The sequence below is a fragment of the Streptomyces sp. NPDC026092 genome, assembly GCF_040638605.1.
Classification (GTDB): Bacteria; Actinomycetota; Actinomycetes; order Streptomycetales; family Streptomycetaceae; genus Streptomyces.
Window position 1 is genome coordinate 343,256 of the sequence record NZ_JBEZYN010000005.1, and the last position, 17,976, is coordinate 361,231.

Below are 17,976 nucleotides of genomic sequence, written 5' to 3' on the forward strand. Positions count from 1 at the left end.
GCGCCCACCGCCGAAAGGAATCCCCCATGGCTACCCAGCACAGCGGGCACGACCTGCTGGCACGCATCCTCGACGGCTCGGCCGGCGCGTTCGCCCTGATGCACCGGCCCGAGTCGGTGGACCCGGACACCCTGGAACTGCTGGTCGGCGACGTGGCGGAGATCCCGTCCCTCGCGGACCTCGACCTGCCCGAGGGGGACGGTCCTGGCGCGCGCTCGGAGATCCTCACCCTGATCCCCTACCGCCAGCTCGCCGAGCGGGGCTTCGCCGCCCCCGACGACGGCGCGCCGCTACTCGCGATGACGGTCCGCGAGCAGGCGGCGGTCCCGCTGCGCGCGACGCTGCCGCTGCTGCCCGACGAGCCGGTGAAGCTGGCCGACGGCCACTTCGACGTCGACGACGAGGCCTACGCGGACATCGTGCGGCGGGTCGTCGCGGACGAGATCGGCACCGGTGAGGGCGCCAACTTCGTGATGCGGCGCTCCTTCACCGCCCAGCTGCCCGGCTTCGGCCTGTCCACGGCCCTGTCGTTCTTCCGGCGCCTGGTGCAGCGGGAGGCCGGGGCGTACTGGACGTTCCTCGTGCACACCGGCGAGCGGACGTTCGTCGGTGCGACGCCGGAGCGGCACATCAGCGTCCGCGACGGTACGGCGGTGATGAACCCGATCTCGGGGACGTACCGCTATCCGGCGGCGGGACCGGACCTCGACGGGGTCATGGGCTTCCTCGCCGACCAGAAGGAGGCCGACGAGCTGTACATGGTCGTCGACGAGGAGCTGAAGATGATGGCCCGGATCTGCCCCGGGGGCGGCCGGGTCGTGGGCCCGTACCTGAAGGAGATGGCCCGCCTCGCGCACACCGAGTACTTCATCGAGGGCCGTACCGACCACGATGTGCGGGACATCCTGCGCGAGACGCTGTTCGCGCCGACGGTGACCGGCTCCCCGCTGGAGAGCGCGGCCCGGGTGATCAGCCGTTACGAGCCGCAGGGCCGCGGCTACTACAGCGGGGTCGCCGCGCTGATCGGCCGCGACGCCGCCGGCGGCCGCACCCTGGACTCCTCGATCCTGATCCGTACCGCCGACATCGACCGCGAGGGCCTGATGCGGATCGGCGTCGGCGCGACGCTGGTACGCCACTCCGACCCGGAGTCGGAGGTGCACGAGACCCGCGCCAAGGCGGCCGGGCTGCTCGCCGCGCTCGGCGACCCGGAGCCGATCCGGTTCGGCGCCCACCCCGCGGTCCGCGAGGCCCTGGACGGGCGCAACGAGCGCATCGCCGACTTCTGGCTCAGGGACCAGGAGGACCGGTTGGGCGCGGCGGGCCCGCTGACCGGCCGGCGGATCCTGGTGATCGACGCCGAGGACACCTTCACGGAGATGATCGCCCAGCAGATCCGCTCGCTGGGCGGCGAGGTGAGCGTCCGGCGCTTCGACGAGCGGTACGGCTTCGAGGAGCACGACCTCGTGGTGATGGGCCCGGGGCCGGGTGATCCGCGCGAGACGGGCGACCCCAAGATCGCGCATCTGCGGTCCGCGGTGGCCCAGCTCCTGGAGGAGCGCAGGCCGTTCATGGCGGTCTGCCTGAGCCACCAGGTGCTCAGCACCCTGGTCGGGCTCGACCTGGTGCGCCGCCCGGTGCCCAACCAGGGCGCGCAGCACGAGATCGACCTCTTCGGCCGGCGCGAACGGGTGGGCTTCTACAACACGTTCGCCGCCCGTTCCGAGGGCGACTCCTTCGAGCACCCGGTGCACGGCCGGGTCGAGGTCAGCCGGGACGCGGCGACGGGCGAGGTGCACGGGCTGCGGGCGGCGTCCTTCGTCTCCATGCAGTTCCACGCCGAGTCCGTGCTGACGGTGGACGGGCCCCGGATCATCGGGGAGCTGCTCGCGGAGGTGGCCGGCTCGTGCGTGCGGTGATCGTCTGGTGGGACCTGGAGCGGTCGGAGCAGACCGTCGAGTCGCTGCGGGGCTTCCTGCGGGACGAGGCGGTGGACCGTTTCTCCCAGGTGCCCGGGCTACGGCTGAAGTTCTGGATCTCCGACGCGGCGACGAACCGGTGGGGGGCCGTCCTGCTCTGGGAGTCGGCCGAGGCCGCGATCCCCCAGCGGGCCGCCGAACTCATCGGGTACCCGCCGACCGAACGGCACTCCTTCGACGTGGAGGCGACGGTCGAGGGCGTCTTCGCGCTCGCCGCGCTCGCGGGCCGGGGCGTCGCCCTGGAGACCGTCGGCGGCTAGGGCGGTCGGACGGCCTCTCGCTCTCGTGGCCGCACCGGGCGGGGACGGCCTTGCTGCTTTCCGTGTGCGGCGCTCCCTCCGGACCGCCGCGCACGCGGCGGCCGTACTCGCAAAGGACAGCCATGACCATCGCCGTACCGGCGACTCCCGCTCTGCACGCCCGGATTCCGGGGTCGAAGTCGCTCACCAACCGGGCCCTGCTGCTCGCGGCCGCCGCGGACGGCCCGAGCGCCCTCGGTGCCCCGCTGGTCAGCGAGGACACGACGGCGTTCCGCGAGGCCCTGCGCGGCCTCGGGGTCCGTACCGACACCACCGGGGACGACGACACGTGGACCGTGCACGGCCTGGGCCGCGGCCCGTCCGGCACCGGGACCGTCTGGTGCGCCGACGCCGGTACGGCGGCCCGGTTCCTGCCGCCGTTCGCCGCGACCGGGCACGGCGACTTCGGGTTCGAGGGCTCCGATCAGCTCACCGCCCGCCCGGTGGCCCCGCTCGCCGAGGCCCTGCGGCGGCTCGGGACCGACGTCACCACCGCGCCCGGCGGGCGGCTGCCGCTGCGGGTCCGCTCGTCGGGGCTCGACGGCGGGGAGCTGACCGTGGACTCCTCGCTCAGCAGCCAGTTCCTGACCGGCCTCCTCATGGCGGGCCCGCTGATGCGGACGCCGCTGACGCTGCGCGTGCCGGAGCTCGTCAGCCGGCCGTACATCGACATGACCCTCGCCCTGATGCGGCACTTCGGCGCCGACGTCGAGGAGTCGACGCCGGGCGTGTTCGCCGTCCGGCCGACCGGCTACCGGGGCGCCGACCTGCCCGTCGAGCCCGACGCCTCCACCGCCTCGTACGTCTTCGCGGCGGCTGCGGTCACCGGGACGAGCGTGCGCGTGGCCGGTCTCGGCCGCGGCAGCCTCCAGGGCGACCTGCGCTTCACCGAGATCCTCGCCCGCACCGGCGCCCGGGTGGAGACCACCGACGAGGCGACCACGGTCACCGGGACCGGGGCCCTGCGCGGCGGGTTCTCCGTGGACATGGGCGAGATCTCGGACACCTTCATGACGCTCGCCGCGATCGCGCCGCTTGCCGACGCCCCGATCACCATCACCGGCGTGGCGCACGCCCGGCTGAAGGAGTCCGACCGGGTCGCCGCCGTCGAGGGCAACCTGCGCGCCCTCGGCATCCGCACCGAGACCGGCCCGGACCGGATCACCGTCCACCCCGGCACGCCCGCGCCGGCCCGGATCGTCTGCCACCGCGACCACCGCATCGCGATGGCGTTCTCCGTCCTGGGCCTGCGCGCCGAGGGCATCACCCTCGACGACCCGGGCTGTGTCGCCAAGACCTTCCCCGGCTTCCACGAGGAGCTGCACCGGCTCTTCCCCCGCCACTCCGTACCGACAATCTGAGGAACGACATGGCTCACATACTCATCGCCGGCGGCGGCATCGGAGGGCTCGCCACGGCACTGTCGCTGACCCGGCGCGGGCACCGGACCACCGTCCTCGAACGCGCCGCCACGTTCGCCGAGATCGGCGCCGGCATCCAGCTCGGCCCCAACGCCTTCCACGCCCTCGACCGGCTCGGCGTGGGCGAGGGCGTGCGCGCCCGGGCCGTCTTCATCGACGAGCTCCGCTTCATGGACGGCACCACCGGCGAGAAGGTCGCCGCGATGGAGCTGACCGGCGCGTACCGGCAGCGGTTCGGCAACCCGTACGCCGTCGTGCACCGGGGCGACCTGTACCAGCCGCTGCTCGCCGCCTGCCAGGATCTCGAGGGCGTGACCCTGGTCCCCGACGCCTCTGTGGAGCGGTACGAGCAGGACGCCGACGGCGTCACCGTGCACACCGCCGACGGCCGGAGCTTCACGGGCGCCGCCCTGATCGGCGCGGACGGCATCCGCTCCACGGTCCGCGCCCAGATGCTCGGCGACGGCGAACCGCGCGTGTCGGGCCACACCATCTACCGCTCGGTGATCCCGATCGAGAAGGTCCCCGAGGAGCTGCGCTGGAACACCGTCACCCTGTGGGCCGGGCCCAAGTGGCACTTCGTGCACTACATGATCGGCGGCGGCGAGTACCTCAACCTCGCCGTCACCCGCGACAACGGCGCGACCGTCCCCGTCACGGGCCGGGCCACGGAACGGGCGTACGTCCTGGAGCAGTTCCCCGGGATCGGCGCGACCGCCCGGCGGCTGCTCGAACTCGGCGACGAGTGGCGCGAATGGGTGCTCTGCGACCGTGACCCGGTCGACGGCTGGACCGACGGCCGGGTCGGCCTGATCGGCGACGCGGCGCACCCGATGCTGCAGTACGCGGCGCAGGGCGCCTGCCAGGCCCTCGAGGACGCGGTCGTCCTCGCGGAGCTGCTCGCCGACGTGGACGGCGCGGCCGTCGTGCCGGGCCTGGAGAAGTTCAACGCGGTGCGCCGCGAGCGGACCGGCCGCACGCAGGAGGTCGCCCGGCTGATGGGCTCCGAGCTGTACCACCCGGCGGGCGAACTCGCCGTGGAGCGCAACCGGATGCTGTCCGCCTTCTCCCAGGAGGAGCTGTACGACCAGGTGTCCTGGCTGCACGGGGACCGCGCCTTCACCGGTGTGTGACCGCGCACCGGCCGGGCCCCCGTGGTGGTCCGGCCACACCCCGCCCGAAGGGTGCGGGGCGCGGCGGCCGATTCCGTACCGGATGACCGGTTCACCAGTGGTCCAGGGACCACGAGCGACGGCAGGTGGGTGCCGTGGACACCTCGTCCGCGGCACCCGCCCGGAGCGATCGTGGAGGTGCATCGAAGCAGGCCACCCCCCATGGTTGGAGTGTCGTGAACACAGCAGTCATCAGACGACGGGACTCGGTCCGACCCTTGTCGGTGCCGCGCCAGGGCCGGCGTTCCGCCGGGTCCGCCGTGTCCGACGACACCGTCTCCGAACTCTGCGCGACCCTGTTCTCCTCGTTCCCCAGGAAGGACCAGCGGCAGCGCGGCGAGCAGTACCTGCGCGGCCTTCTCACCACCGAGGGACGCAAGACCGCCCGGAACATCGCCGCCCATCTGGGCGCGCCCGCCACGGAACAGACGCTGCATCACTTCATCGCCGACTCCACCTGGAGCTGGCGCCCGCTGCGGGCCGCGCTCGCCGCCCATCTGGAGCGGAAGGCGGCCCCGCAGGCCTGGGTCGTACGGCAGATGTCGGTGCCGAAGACCGGGGACCACTCCGTCGGTGTCGACCGGGGGTTCGCCCCGCACCTACGGCAGTCGTTCCGCGGCCAGCAGTCCGCCGGGGTGTGGCTCGCCTCGCAGGAGCTGAGCGCACCCGTCGACTGGCGCCTGGTCCTGCCCGACCAGTGGGTCCACGACCACGCGCTGCGCGACCGGGCGGGCGTGCCCCGGGAGGCGGGAGCGGAGAGCCCGGAGGAGTGCGCCGTCGCCGTCGCCCTGGAGGCGGGCCGACACTGGGGGCCGCGTCGGCCGGTCCTGATCGACCTGCGGGCCGGTGACGCGCCGGCGGCCGTGGCCCCGCTGTCCGCGGCCCGGGTGCCGTTCCTCGTCCGGATCAACGGCTCCCAGCGGCTGTCGGTCGCGGACCGGGCGATGCCGGGCTTCCGGAGCGGTCCGCTGCCCGCGCAGCAGATCCTCCAGCTGGTCAAGGGCGTGCGGCGGCCGGTGCCTTGGCAGGACGCGGCTGCCGGACTCGCCCCGCGGATGTCGCTCGCCGCGATGGTACCGGTGGTCCTCTCGGGCCGTTCCGCCGCGCCGCTCGGGCTCTCCCTGCTCGGCGAGTGGAGCGACCCGTCGCGTCCGCCGTCCGCGCTCTGGCTCACCGGGATGACGCAGCCGGGCCCGGGCCCGCTGCTGCGCCTGACCAAGCTCACCCGCCGGGTCGAGGCCGACTACGCGCGCGTGGGCGAGGAGACCGGGCTTCGGGACTACGTGGGCCGGTCCTTCCCCGGCTGGCACCGCCACATGACCCTGGCCTCCGCCGCGCACGCGGCCGTGGTGCTGTCCCGCGTCGGCTACGACACGGACCGGCCGGCGGAGCTCGCCTCGGCGTGAGGAGCGGTGTCCGCCCGGCGCTGCCGGCGCAGGACCTCGCGGGAGCGGTGGAGCCTCAGGGCGAGCTGCACCTCCAGGGTCCTGTCCGGCCGCTGCCAGGCGTCGCCGAGCAGGTCGGTGATCCGGTCGAGGCGGCGCGACACCGTGTTGGGGTGCACCTTCAGGACGTCGGCGGCGAGGGCCTGGCTGCCGCCGGAGGCGAAGTACGACTCCAGGGTGCCGATGAGGTCGGTCAGCCGGTCGCGGTCGTAGTCGAGGACCGGGCCGATCGCGGACGTTATGTAGCCGTCGACGTCGTGGTCGTCGGAGAGGAGCAGGCCGAGGAAGCCGAGGTCCTTCGCCGAGGCCGTGCTGCCCGTGCCGTCCAGGGCGGTCAGCGCGTCCAGGCAGCGCATCGCCTCCCGGTGCATCCGGCCGATGTCGGCCGCGCCCCGGCCGGGACCGGCCGCGCCCACTGACACGGGGTGGCCGAGCAGCGGTGACAGCTGGTCGGCGACCGCGCGGGCGGCGGCGGAGGCGTCGGTGCCCGGCAGGAGCAGCACGATGTGGCCGCTGTGGACCGTCTTGAGCCCGGTCATCCGGTGCGCGTACGAGGAGGCCCACACCACGGCGCGGCCCTGCTCGCCGCCCTCGGGGTGGGCGACGAGCAGCACGTGCGGTGCCTCCAGGTCGATCCCGAGGCCGCGCGCCCGCTGCACGAGGTAGTGCGTCTGGTGCCCGCTGCGGGCGTGGGCGGCGAGGAGTTCGTCGAAGAGGTCGTCGCGCACGGGCCCCTCGGCGACGGCCGTGCTGCGTCTGAGCAGGAGCTGGATCGCGAAGGTCTGCGCGGTCAGCTGGAGCAGGCCCTCGTCCTCGCCGACGAGCGCCGTGGTCGGCCGGAGCACCAGCACCCCGAGGTCCTCGGCGCCCGCGGTGACCGGGGCGACCCAGGTGCCTCCGGCGGTGACGACGGGGCGCAGATGGGCGTGGGCGTCGAGGGCCGCCTCGGCGACGGCGCTCTCGTCGAGGTCGCCGAGGTCACCGCTTGCGGCGAGCGGCCGGCCTGCCGGGTCGCGCAGTTGCAGGGCCGAGTCGAGGGCGTCGCCCGCCGCCTTCGCGACGGTGACCAGGTCGGCGCCCGCGAGGACCAGGCCGAGGGTGTGGCTGTGCGCCTCGTTGAGCTGCTGGAGCCGGACCAGGCTCGTCCGCGTACGGAAGCCGTCCAGTTCCAGCCGGCCGACCTCGCCCTGCGCCTGCTCGATGCTGCCCGCCCGTTCGAGGGCGATGGCGGCGAGCGCGGCGAGCGAGGAGACCAGGCCGATCTCGTCCGGGCTGAAGTGCCGTACGGAGCGGTTGCCTCCGTAGAGCACGCCGATGGTCTGGTCGCCGTTGCACATCGGTACGGCCATCAGCGCCTGCAGGCCCTCGGCCCGGACGACGTCGTCGGCGCTCGGGTCGTGCTCGACCGTGTCGTCGTCGAGGTAGTCGGCCGTCCACAGCGGCGCCCTGGACAGCAGGCTGCGGTGGCCGAGGCCGTACCCGGCGGGCACGGAGTGACCGGTGACGAGCGCGGTGGTCGAGCCGTTGGAGACGGCCACCCGCAGGCCGCCCTCCGGGTCCAGGACGGCGATGGACGTCATGTCGAAGTTGAGCAGCCGCTTGACCCGACGGCAGACCACCTCGAGCAGGGACTCGACGTCGTGGGGTGACGTCAGGTCCCGTGCCGTGTCGACCAGATCGGCCAGGCCGTCCTCGCGCTGGCGGCGCTGCCCCTGCCAGGCCTGCACCCCCCGGGCCAGGTGCACGGCCCGCTCCAGGCGGACCAGGTCCTGACCCGGGGTGCCCTCGCGGCGGGCGCGCTGCAGGAGCGCGTCGAACCGCCCCGGCGGCGCCTGTTCGGCCAGGAGTTCGAGGACGGCCATCAGGCCGGTGTCATGGATCTGTGGATCCGTCATGGTGTGGGAGCCCCCCGCCCGTCGTACACGTTTCGCCCGCTATCGGTCCGATATCGGTCCGAAACTAGTTCGACGGTGATCTTGCGGTCAACCAGCGACGGGAAGGGGGTGACGGGTGGTGCGCGCGTGACGCAAGGAGTGCAGGACGGGCCCGATCCGGAACGACGGCGCCTGCTCGTACGACCTCCCGGCGAACCCCTGCGCCGCGCCCCGTTCCAACTCCGCGACCAGCGCCGCGTACTGCGGCGGCGAGCTGCGGAACCGGGACAGGAACACGGACAGACCGGAGTAGAGCTCGTGCCGCCGGCCGAGCCTGCGCTGCGCCTCGACCCACAGGTCGAGAGCGCGCAGCCGCGACAGTTCGAGGCGGGCGCCGTGCGCCCTCAGGTGCGGTCCGGCCACCACGCCGGTGTACGCGTCGGCGGTCCACAACTCCAGCGCCTCGCCGAGCCGTTCGGCCGCGGTGCGGTAGTCCTCCAGCTCCATGGCCCGGTAACCGGCGCCGACCGCGCGCTGGAACATCCGGACGTCGGAGCTGCCGCCCCCGGTGCCGAGCAGATAGCCGCCCGCCAGGGAGACCACGACGTCGCGCGCGGTCCGGGGTCCGGACGCGGCGGGCGCGTCCGGGCCGGCGGGCGTGGCGGCCACCTCCTCGCGACCGACGTCAAGGGCGTCGTCGATGAGCTCCCGGAGCCGGCGGACATGGGTCTCGATCATGTCCTGCGCATGCCGCGGCGCGCCGTCGGGCCAGAGTTCCTGGGTCAGGACGGCCGTCGGCACGATCCGGTCGGCGTGCGCCGCGAGCAGCGCGAGCAGCTGACGGGCTGGTGCCGCCGCGGGAACGATCGGCGTCCCCCTCTCCTGGACAGCGAGCAAGCCCAGCACCTTCAGATCCATAGCGCCCCCTCCATGGTTCACGTACTGCCACCATAAGATAATAATGACCACTTCGTTTTTAGAGGAGTGCATATCTTGACGGCAAGGAAACATTCGCCGGCCAAGAGCGGGCGCGAACGGTCAGCTACCGAAGGGTAACGGCGGGTCACTTCTGCCCGGCGGAGGGCCGGTTCCGCACGGAGGACCGCCTCCGGGCGGGGACGTCTTTCGGGCAGGCACGTCCTTGGGCGTCCCCTCCGGCGGCGGTCCGGGGCGGGGCGCCTCACCAGGCCGCGGCGATCTCCGCACCCAGCCATACGGCTCCGAGCCCGGCGGCCAGACTCCCCAGCACGTTCGCCGCCGCGTACCCCTTCGCCCCGCCCTCGTACAGCTTCAACGTCTCGTAGGAGAAGGTGGAATACGTGGTCAACGCCCCACACAGGCCCGTGCCGAGCAGCAGAAGGGCTTGGGCGGAGGTGACTCCGGTGAGCAGACCGAGGACGAAGGAGCCGACGAGGTTGACGGCGAACGTGCCCCAGGGGAAGGCGGAGTCGTGCCGGGCCTGGACCGCGCGGTCGGTGAGGTACCGCAACGGCGCGCCGACGACCGCCCCCGCCATGACGAGCAACCAGTTCACCCGGACCGCTCCCGGCCGACGTAGCGGATCACCTCGCAGTCGTCGAGGATCACCAAACCCTCTGCCACCAGCGTGTCGAGCTGCGGCAGGAAGTCCCGCACCCGGTCCTCCGTGTCCACGATCACGACGGCGACAGGCAGGTCCTCGCTGAGCGAGAGCAGACGGGACGTGTGCACGAGCGACGACGCCCCGAACCCTTCGACGCCCCGGAAGACCGACGCGCCCGCGAGGCCCACCTGGTGAGCCCGGTGCACGATCTCCGCGTACAGCGGCCGGTGGTGCCAGGTGTCGCTTTCCCCGACCAGGATCGTCACCCGCAGGGCCCTGCCCGCCAGTCTGGTCATCGAGTCCTCCTCGCCAGAACACCACGGGCCACGACGGTCGCGGCCCAGACGGCGACCAGTGCCACCGCCACCGTCGCCCCCATGTATGCCATGCCACGGGCCCCGTTCCCCGCGCTCAGCAGCCGCTGCGTGTCGAGGGCGTACGTGGAGAAGGTGGTGAATCCGCCGAGGACGCCGGTCCCGAGAAAGGGCCGCAGGAGACGGTGGGGCGCGGTGACCGCCTCGGTGAGCAGGACCATCAGGACCCCGATCGCGGCGCAGCCGATGGCGTTCACGGTGAAGGTGGTCCAGGGGAACGCGCCGGCCGGGGTGGGCCAGGCGAGCGCGGCGCCGTAGCGGGCGGTCGCACCGAGGGCCCCGCCGGCGGCCACGGCGCCGACGACCGGCAGCTGTCCGCGGAAGTCCATGGGGCAAGGCTATGTGTCCGGCGAAGCGTGCGAGGCGGACAGGCACGGCATCTGGCCTGGGGCATTAACCAGAAGCCGGCCCGGCCGCCTCGTCCTGAGATGGTCGGCCCGGCCCTCGGGCCGGTCAAACACCGGGCCCGGAGTCCGTCAGGTCCGTTCGCCGGGTCGGTACGTCAGGTCAGTTCAGCGCGGCCGCGATCAGCAGCCCGAACGCGGCGACGATGAGCACCGTACGGATCAGGTGCAGGTTGTTCCAGCGCTTCTCGAAGGCCGCCCGGACGGCGGACGGGGACTCACCCGTCCGCTCCGAGGCGGCCAGCGCGTTGTTGAGCGGGATGTTCCCCGCGGCCGTCACCACGTGGTTCAGGACCGCGCAGACCAGGCCGGCCAGGATCAGCCACTTCTGGGTGTCGGAGCGCCCGTCGACCGGCACGAAGAACGCGGCGACCGGGAAGGCCGCGACCCCCAGGAACACCACGATGAACACCGCCTTCGGCACGTACTCGTTGATCCGCCGCATGGCGTCGACGAACGCCCCGTCGTCGAGCCGCGCCAGGGCGGGCATGATCCCGGTCAGGAAGATCAGCATGAACCCGGCGTACAGACCGGTGGAGGCGACGGCGAGGGCGAGCAGCGTGGTGGCCATGGGCCCATCATGACGCGCCCGCGACCCGCGCGCAGCGCCTGTGGACAAGCACCTGTGGACACATCACGGTCGGCCGCGGTCGGCCGCGATTCAGCCACCGTCCCGCCGCGGTCAGCCGCTGTACGGATCACCCGATTCCGCTCCGCCCGTGCCCCGATCGGCCTCGGGCCCGCGCAGCGCGGCCGCCTTCCGGATCGCCTCCGTCAGCTCCCTGACCACCTTGGAACCCGACCGGTCCGCGATCCCCTGCGCGTGCTCCGCGAGCTGAGTGAGGCGCGGCGCGCCCGGCAGGGCGCCGCCCCGGAGCCGGTCGGCGAAGTAGGCGCTGATGGCGGTCAGTTGCAGGCTGTCGTGGCCCTGCGACCAGAGCGCGGGGGCGAGCGCCCCGGTCCCCACGGAGCCCGACGCCTCGCGGGGCGCGCGGCTCTTCGGGTCGAGCCAGCGGACCGTGGCCGTGGCCAGCGGACCGCTCCGGCCCTCCCGCGTCTTCACGGCGTACAGCGCGGTGACGGTGTGACCCGCGCCGACCTCGCCGCCGTCCACCCGGTCGTTGCGGAAGTCCTCGTCGGCGACCTCGCGGTTCTCGTAGCCGATGAGCCGGAACTGTTCCACGGTCTTCGGGTCGAAGGCGACCTGCGCCTTGGCGTCCCGGGCGCGCAGCTCGACATGGGTGGGCAGCTGGTCCACGAACACCTTGCGGGCCTGCTCCGGGGTGGAGACGTACGTGGTGTGCCCGTCGCCCTTGTCGGCGAGCTGCTCCATGAACGCATCGCCGTAGTCGCTGCCGACGCCGACCCCGAAGAGCGTGATCCCGTACTCCCTGCGCTCCTCCTCGATCCGGTTGAGGATCGACTGCGCGTCGGTGTCGCCGGTGTTCGCGAGGGCGTCGGAGAGCAGGACGACCCGGTTGGTGGCGCCCTCGCGGTGGCCCTCGACGGCGACGTCGTAGCCGGTGCGCACCCCCGCCTCCACATTCGTGGAGGAGGTCGTCGCGAGTCCGTCGACGATGCCGTGGATGCGCTCGCGCTGCCCCTTGACCCGGGTCATGGGGAGCCGGGTCTCGGCCTCGTCGCTGAAGGTGACCAGGGCGACCGAGTCGTCGTCGCGCAGCTCGTCGGTGAGGATGCCGAGGGACTCCCTGACCAGGTCGAGGCGGCCGGTCTCGGCCATCGAACCGGAGATGTCGACGACGAAGGTGAGGGCCGCGGGCGGCCGTTCGCCCTGCCGGTCCGCCGCCGCGGTGGCGAGCCCGACGCGGACGACCGACCAGCCCTCCTCGCCGGTCCTGGCGCCGTCGACCGTCACACCGAAGCCGTCGCCCTTCGGGCGCGGGTAGTCGGGACGGAAGCTGTTGACGAACTCCTCGGGCCGCACGGACGCCGGGTCCGGCAGCCGGCCCGCGTCGAGGGTGCGCAGGGCGTAGCCGTACGAGGCGGTGTCGACGTCCAGGGCGAAGGTGGAGAGGTAGTCGGCGGGCGGCCTGGCGTCCCGCTGCTCGCCCTCGGGGGCGACACCCTCCTTGTCCGTACCGCCGGTTCCCGCGCCGCTGCCGCCCGTGACGGTGCCGCCCGCGTCGGGGCGGGACTCGCCGGGCGCGTGGTTGCCGCCGTCGGCGGCCGTCGACCGCTTGGTGTTCCCGTTGCCCGCGCAGCCGGTCAGGACGAGTCCCGCCGCCAGAATCCCGGCCGCCGTGCGCGCCCAGTCGTGTCGCCTCATGCCATCTCCCCCTCAGGGTCCGTCACTTGTGAATGTGACGTCCGGGGAGGGCGGAAGGAGCAGACGAGGGAGTTGCGGATGGATCTCAATGCGGCAACGGCGCCCCGGGCACTCTCCCGTGGCATGGACTCGCCAGCTTCCTCAACAGGGGTTGTCACCGTACGCAGTCACGTGCGTACATGGAGTGGCACACCGATCGGGCGGGGGTGGTCAGCGGTGGGTGAGACTGCGGGATCCGTGATGCTCGCGCGATCGGCGATGAACAGGGCCGTGCCGGAGGCCCAACGGCCGCCGGGCCGTCCCGTGCGTGGTGCGCGGCGGATCGGCGCGGCGCTGGCCGCGCTGGCCTCCTCCACGCGCCACGAGTTGCTGACCTTCGACGACCCGGCGGCCTCCGTGGGCCGTGCGATCCCCGAGCCGTTCCTGGAGTTGGCGGGAGCGTGCATGCGGGCCGCGGCGGAGCGGGCGCCGGAGGTCAGACGGATCGTGCCCCGCCACGCCCTCCCCCAGGTGGCGGGCGCGGTCCGGATGCCGGGGCGGGCGCGGCTCGCGGACTCGATCCCGTTCAAGATGATCGTCGTCGACCGGACGGTCGCGGCCGTGCCGCTCGATCTCGACCTGCTCTACAACGGGCTGCTGCTGATCCGCGATCCGGTCGTCGTGCAGGCCCTGGTCCGCGCCCACCACGCCAGTTGGGACGCGGGCGAGGAGCTGACCGGCGCGACGACCCCGAGGACCGGGCTCCCCCCACAGCTCCGCCCGGTCCTCGAAGCCCTCCTCGCCGGACTCACCGACGAGACGGCCGCCGCCCGCCTCGGCATGTCGGGGCGGACATACAGCCGCCGGGTCGGCGAGCTGATGCACGCCCTCGGCACGACGAGCCGCTTCCGCGCGGGCGCGGAAGCGGCTCGAAGGGGCTGGCTGTGACGGGGCGGGTGGCTGTGGCGCGCCCACCGACCATGGCGCACCCGCCGACTCTGGCGCACCCACCGACCGTGGCGCACCCACCACCCATGGCTACGAAACGATGTCCTTACGGGCGAAGCCCCGGAAGGCGAGCGCGAAGAGGATCACCGCGTATGTCACCGAGATCGCCGTCCCCTTCACCATCCCGCCCCACTCCAGCTGCGGCTGGAGCGCGTCCACCCAGGCGTACTGCCAGTGCGCGGGTACGAAGTCGCGCCAGGAGCCGAGCGCCGTGACGGCGTCCAGGACGTTGCCGATGATCGTCAGACCGACCGCTCCGCCGACGGCGCCCAGCGGGGCGTCGGTGCGGGTGGACAGCCAGAACGCGAGCCCGGCCGTGACCAGTTGGGAGACGAAGATGAAGGCGACGGCAAGGGCGAGCCGGGCCAGGGTCTCGTCGGCGGGCAGGGCGCCGCCGGTGGGCAGCTTCAGCGGCCCCCAGCCGTAGGCGAACGTGCCCGCGACCAGCGCCACCAGCGGCAGCAGCACCAGCGCCGCCGCGCTGAAGCCGAGCGCGACCGCCAGCTTGGACCAGAGCAGCCGGCCCCGGGGCACGGGTGCCGCGAGGAGGTAGCGCAGCGAGGACCAGCTCGCCTCGGAGGCGACGGTGTCCCCGCAGAACAGCGCGACCGTCACCACGAGGAGGAAGCCCGCCGAGACGAAGAGACAGGTCGCGGCGAAGTTCGCCGCCGACGCCGTCGCCGTGTCCATCAGCGTGATCCGGCCGTTGCCGCCGTCGCCGTCCTGCTCCCCGCCGATCGCGAAGGCGATGATCAGGATGAACGGCAGGGCGGCGAGCACCGCGCCCATGACCAGGGTGCGGCGCCGCTTGAGCTGCCGTACGGCTTCGACGCGCAGGGGCAGGGTGCGCCGCGCCCGGTAGCCGGGGGCGGTCTCCACGAGCTCCGCCGGTTCCGCGGTGGTCGTGCTCATGCGGATCCTCCTCCGATCAGGGTCAGGAACGCGTCCTCGAGGCGCCGGTGCGGTCCCACACCGGTCACGGGCACGTCCAGGCGGACGAGTTCGCCGATCAGGCCCGTGGCGTCGCCGCCGTCGAGCCGGACGAGCAGCCCGCCCTCGGTCCGTACCGCCGAGCCGACGCCCGGCAGCGCGCCGATCTTGTCGACGAGCGGATCGGGGACGGTGTCGCCGAGGGTCACCAGCAGGGTGTCGCCCGCGCCGGTGATCTCGCCGACAGGTCCGGCCTGCACGAGCTGCCCGCGGTCCATCACCACGAGATGGGTGCAGGACTGCTCGACCTCCGAGAGGAGGTGGCTGGAGACGATGACGGTCCGGCCGCCGGCCGCGTACCGGATCATCACGTCCCGCATCTCGCGGATCTGTGGCGGGTCGAGGCCGTTCGTCGGCTCGTCGAGGATCAGCAGGTCCGGCAGGCCGAGCATGGCCTGGGCGATCGCGAGGCGTTGCCGCATGCCCTGCGAGTACGTCCGTACGGCCCGGGCGAGGGCGTCGCCGAGGCCGGCGATCTCCAGGGCCTCCTCGATGTGCGCGTCCTCGGCGGGCCGGCCGGTGGCCTGCCAGTACAGCTCCAGGTTGTCCCGCCCGGAGAGGTGCGGCAGGAACCCGGCGCCCTCCACGAACGCGCCGACCCTGGAGAGGACCGGGGCGCCGGGGCGGATGGCCTGCCCGAAGACCCGGATCTCCCCGTCGTCGGGCGTGATGAGGCCCATGAGCATGCGCAGGGTCGTGGTCTTCCCCGCGCCGTTGGGTCCGAGCAGCCCGAGGACCTGGCCCTGCTCGACCCGGAAGGAGAGGTCCCGTACGGCATAGCGGTCGGAGGACTTGGCGTACTTCTTCGCGAGTCCCGTGATCTGCAGCGGTACGGAGGCGAGTTCGGGATCCGGTGCGGGCGCCGCGACCCGGCGCCGACCGGTCACGAGCAGCGCGGCGGCGATCAGCGCGCCCGCGAGGGGCAGCCCCCACACCCACCAGGGCAGCGCGGCCGCCTGGGTGGACACGGCAGGCGCGGTCGGCACGGTCAGCGGGGACTCGACGGCGACGGTGTACGTGGCCGGGGCGGCCGGCGAGGCGTAGCCGAGGTCCGTCGCCGAGAGCACGAGCCGCAGCCGGTGACCGGCCTCGACCTCGTGGTCGATCGCGGGCAGCGTCAGCTCGACGCTCCGGCCGCCCTTGCCCGCGCCCTCGACGCGGACGGGGGCGACGAGCTGCGCGGGCAGCACCTGCTGCCGGCCGTCAGGGCCGACGTCGTAGACCTTTCCGAAGAGGACGGCGGAGCCGTCCGGGCTGTCCGAGGTGACCTTGACGCGGACGGTCGGCGTGCCCGTGATCCGTACCGGCTCGGTCTGCGGCTTCGCGTCGAAGCGGGCGTACTGCCCGGGGAAGTCGAGGGAGAGCCCGACGCCGAACGAGGAAAGCTGGGAGAGTCCGCCGCCGATGCCGGGGACGGCGGAGATGGCGGGCGGGCCGGCGCCCGCGGGGTTGGCGAAGGACTGCGGCCGGCCGCCGCCGAACGGGACGGACAGCGTCGCACCCGTGAGCCCCGGATAGCGGTCGGCGGAAGCGCCGCGCAGCTGCGCCTGGCCGTCGGTGGAGTCGACCCCGCCGGCCCGGCTGACGCGGAACGCGGGCCCGGTGTCGGCGCTCTTGTCCTGCTTCAGGTACCGGTCGAACCAGTCGCCGATCCGCGCCTCGACCCGCTCGGTCTCGCGGTCGCCGCCGTCGTGCCCACCGGAGATCCAGTCGACGGCGACGGGCGCGCCGTTGCCGCCGATCGCCTTGGCCATGGCGTCGGCGTGGTCGAGCGGGAAGAGGGAGTCGCTCTGGCCCTGGACGATGAGGGTGGGGACCTTGATCCGATCGCCGACGGCGGAGGGACTGCGGTCTTCGAGAACGGACCGAGCGGCGGCATCCGGCTTGCCCGCGACGGCGACACGCTCGTACATCCGGCACAGCTCGTCACTGAACCGCCCGCAGGCACCCTTGTCGGGTCCCGCGCCGGCGGAGAAGAAGATCCCGGCCCAGAGCTTCTTGAAGACACCGTTCGGGAAGAGGGCGTCGGCGAGGTTCCAGTACGTGATCTGGGGGGCGATCGCGTCGACGCGGGTGTCGTACCCGGCGGCGAGCAGCGAGATCGCGCCGCCGTAGGAGGCGCCGGAGACGCCGACGCGCGGGTCTCCGGCCTTGTCGAGCTGGACCTCGGAGCGCTGGGCGAGCCAGTCGATCAGCCGCTGGACGTCCTTGACCTCGTGGGCCGGGTCGTTGAGGCCGATCCGCCCGGTGGAGGCGCCGAAACCGCGCGCCGACCAGGTCAGGACGGCGTAGCCGTCGCGGGCGAGCTGCTCGGCCTGGGCGCGGACGTCGTCCTTGGAGCCGCCGAACCCGTGCCCGAGCAGCACGGCGGGCCTGCGCTCGGAGGCGGCGCCGGAGGTGAAGAAGGAGGTGTCGATCCGCGCCCCCGGCATGTCGAGCTGCTGGTCCGCGCGGTGCACGGGCGGTGGTTCGTCGGAGGCGACGGCGGTCCAGGTACCGGCGCCCGCGAGCACGGCGAGGGCGGCCGTGACCGCGGCCCACCGGGGAAGTCGGAATGGCATGGTGTCGAGCGTATGCGGGCCGCCTGTGCGACTCGGCTGTCCAGGGGCGGAAATCGGCGGCCTCCTGGAGTCGTACGCCGTACCGTCCCGTACACCAGACGCGGTACGAGGCGAGGGGCTGGGATGCGGATCAGACAGGCGAAATCGGTGGCGGAGCTGATGGCGGCAGGCCACCTCTACGACTCCCCACCGAGAACGGCCTGGGCGGAGGCGTTCCTGGCGGCACACGGCCATCTGATGCTGATCGCGTACGCGGAGGACGGCTTCCCGGCGGGCATGGTGTCCGGGATCGAGATGCTGCACCCGGACAAGGGGGTGGAGCTGTGCCTGTACGAGCTGTCGGTGGACGAGGCGTACCGGCGGCGGGGCGTGGGGCGGGCGCTGACGGAGGCGCTGGTGGCGGAGGGCCGGGAGCGGGGCTGTTACGACGTGTGGGTGGGGGTGGACCCGGACAACGAGGCGGCGTTGCGGACGTACCGGGCGGCGGGGGCGCGGGACGAGGGCGGGTTCACGATGCTGACCTGGGAGTTCGAGGTGAAGGACCGGTGAGGGGACCGAAGGCGCTCTTGTACGCCCCATGACAACGCGAGACTCTGTGGCG

16 protein-coding genes are annotated in these 17,976 nt (G+C 73.2%); 7 read left to right on the top strand and 9 right to left on the bottom strand.

From position 1 onward, the window contains the following. Nucleotides 1–26: 26 nt before the first annotated feature. The 5 genes from AB0F56_RS11030 to AB0F56_RS11050 all read left to right on the top strand — a co-directional run bounded on the left by AB0F56_RS11030 (nucleotide 27) and on the right by AB0F56_RS11050 (nucleotide 6,277). A complete protein-coding gene (locus AB0F56_RS11030; RefSeq protein ID WP_362006815.1) occupies nucleotides 27–1,919 on the top strand; it encodes an anthranilate synthase family protein in 1,893 nt (630 codons plus the stop codon). Then, nucleotides 1,907–2,239: a hypothetical protein gene (locus AB0F56_RS11035; RefSeq protein ID WP_362006818.1), complete on the top strand. Its 333-nt coding sequence runs from the start codon at nucleotides 1,907–1,909 to the stop codon at nucleotides 2,237–2,239. Before AB0F56_RS11030 ends, AB0F56_RS11035 begins: the two co-directional genes overlap by 13 nt. Before the next feature lie 122 nt (nucleotides 2,240–2,361). After that, entirely contained in the window at nucleotides 2,362–3,639 is a 1,278-nt protein-coding gene (gene aroA / locus AB0F56_RS11040) for a 3-phosphoshikimate 1-carboxyvinyltransferase (RefSeq protein WP_362006820.1), read from the top strand. Between the two features lie 8 nt (nucleotides 3,640–3,647). Beyond that, nucleotides 3,648–4,832 (top strand): 3-hydroxybenzoate 6-monooxygenase, encoded by a 1,185-nt coding sequence (locus tag AB0F56_RS11045; protein ID WP_362006823.1) that lies wholly within the window; start codon nucleotides 3,648–3,650, stop codon nucleotides 4,830–4,832. 299 nt (nucleotides 4,833–5,131) lie between these two features. Then, entirely contained in the window at nucleotides 5,132–6,277 is a 1,146-nt protein-coding gene (locus AB0F56_RS11050) for a transposase (protein ID WP_362006825.1), read from the top strand. On the opposite strand, the gene AB0F56_RS11055 is transcribed toward AB0F56_RS11050, so the two are convergent. The 7 genes from AB0F56_RS11055 to AB0F56_RS11085 form a co-directional block, all read right to left on the bottom strand. After that, entirely contained in the window at nucleotides 6,238–8,211 is a 1,974-nt protein-coding gene (locus tag AB0F56_RS11055) for a GAF domain-containing protein (protein WP_362006827.1), read from the bottom strand. The two genes, AB0F56_RS11050 and AB0F56_RS11055, sit on opposite strands and share 40 nt — an antisense overlap. 87 nt (nucleotides 8,212–8,298) lie before the next feature. Continuing rightward, entirely contained in the window at nucleotides 8,299–9,108 is an 810-nt protein-coding gene (locus AB0F56_RS11060; protein ID WP_362006829.1) for a BTAD domain-containing putative transcriptional regulator, read from the bottom strand. A gap of 262 nt (nucleotides 9,109–9,370) precedes the next feature. Beyond that, complete coding sequence (gene crcB / locus AB0F56_RS11065; protein ID WP_362006832.1) at nucleotides 9,371–9,724, bottom strand: fluoride efflux transporter CrcB; 354 nt, start codon at nucleotides 9,722–9,724, stop codon at nucleotides 9,371–9,373. Continuing rightward, on the bottom strand, nucleotides 9,721–10,068 hold the full coding sequence (locus AB0F56_RS11070; RefSeq protein WP_362006833.1) for a DUF190 domain-containing protein: 348 nt from the start codon (nucleotides 10,066–10,068) through the stop codon (nucleotides 9,721–9,723). The genes crcB and AB0F56_RS11070 overlap by 4 nt, the downstream gene beginning before the upstream one ends. Then, nucleotides 10,065–10,475 (bottom strand): CrcB family protein, encoded by a 411-nt coding sequence (locus AB0F56_RS11075; protein ID WP_362006836.1) that lies wholly within the window; start codon nucleotides 10,473–10,475, stop codon nucleotides 10,065–10,067. Before AB0F56_RS11075 ends, AB0F56_RS11070 begins: the two co-directional genes overlap by 4 nt. A gap of 178 nt (nucleotides 10,476–10,653) precedes the next feature. Further along, nucleotides 10,654–11,121: a DUF1772 domain-containing protein gene (locus tag AB0F56_RS11080; RefSeq protein WP_362006837.1), complete on the bottom strand. Its 468-nt coding sequence runs from the start codon at nucleotides 11,119–11,121 to the stop codon at nucleotides 10,654–10,656. A gap of 111 nt (nucleotides 11,122–11,232) precedes the next feature. Beyond that, nucleotides 11,233–12,837: a von Willebrand factor type A domain-containing protein gene (locus AB0F56_RS11085; protein WP_362006840.1), complete on the bottom strand. Its 1,605-nt coding sequence runs from the start codon at nucleotides 12,835–12,837 to the stop codon at nucleotides 11,233–11,235. 240 nt (nucleotides 12,838–13,077) lie between these two features. Here AB0F56_RS11085 and AB0F56_RS11090 point away from each other — a divergent pair, with 240 nt between their 5' ends. Then, entirely contained in the window at nucleotides 13,078–13,764 is a 687-nt protein-coding gene (locus AB0F56_RS11090) for a DNA-binding response regulator (RefSeq protein WP_362006842.1), read from the top strand. 90 nt (nucleotides 13,765–13,854) lie between these two features. Here AB0F56_RS11090 and AB0F56_RS11095 read toward each other — a convergent pair whose 3' ends face one another. Together AB0F56_RS11095 and AB0F56_RS11100 are read right to left on the bottom strand one after the other, a co-directional pair. Continuing rightward, a complete protein-coding gene (locus tag AB0F56_RS11095) occupies nucleotides 13,855–14,736 on the bottom strand; it encodes an ABC transporter permease (protein WP_362006845.1) in 882 nt (293 codons plus the stop codon). Further along, on the bottom strand, nucleotides 14,733–17,375 hold the full coding sequence (locus AB0F56_RS11100; protein WP_362006848.1) for an alpha/beta fold hydrolase: 2,643 nt from the start codon (nucleotides 17,373–17,375) through the stop codon (nucleotides 14,733–14,735). Before AB0F56_RS11100 ends, AB0F56_RS11095 begins: the two co-directional genes overlap by 4 nt. Nucleotides 17,376–17,498: 123 nt before the next feature. Between AB0F56_RS11100 and AB0F56_RS11105 the strand changes: the two genes are divergently transcribed. After that, on the top strand, nucleotides 17,499–17,924 hold the full coding sequence (locus tag AB0F56_RS11105) for a GNAT family N-acetyltransferase (protein WP_362006850.1): 426 nt from the start codon (nucleotides 17,499–17,501) through the stop codon (nucleotides 17,922–17,924). Nucleotides 17,925–17,976: the final 52 nt, after the last annotated feature.